Source organism: Runella sp. R0.1_18, from assembly GCF_057652155.1.
Window position 1 is genome coordinate 1 of the sequence record NZ_JBYFCK010000091.1, and the last position, 575, is coordinate 575.

Consider the following 575-nt stretch of genomic DNA (forward strand, 5'->3'; position numbering starts at 1 on the left):
AGTAGTCAAATCAATTTGTCGTGGACGGACAATGCTTCGGACGAAACGGGATTTGAAATAGAACGCAGTACTGACGGGACGAATTTTGCCAAAATTGCGGAAGTAGGCGCGAATACTACGACCTATTCCAACACGGGCTTGAACGCTTCGACGCGTTATTGGTACCGCGTTCGGGCCAATAATTCGGCAGGAGCAAGTAGTTATACCAACGTGGCAGACGCTACCACGCAAGCGCCGCCTATAACGATTCCTCGTCCGCCGAGCGGCTTGACGGCGACGGCCAGTAGTAGTAGTCAAATCAATTTGTCGTGGACGGACAATGCTTCGGACGAAACGGGATTTGAAATAGAACGCAGTACTGACGGGACGAATTTTGCCAAAATTGCGGAAGTAGGCGCGAATACTACGACCTATTCCAACACGGGCTTGAACGCTTCGACGCGTTATTGGTACCGCGTTCGGGCCAATAATTCGGCAGGAGCAAGTAGTTATACCAACGTGGCAGACGCTACCACGCAAGCGCCGCCTATAACGATTCCTCGTCCGCCGAGCGGCTTGACGGCGACGGCCAGTAG

General features: G+C 52.9%; 1 protein-coding gene. It reads left to right on the top strand.

Annotated features, from left to right (window positions below):
• Nucleotides 1–575: fibronectin type III domain-containing protein (locus AC23P2_RS31185; protein ID WP_487776805.1), on the top strand; the 575-nt coding region annotated here is incomplete at both ends.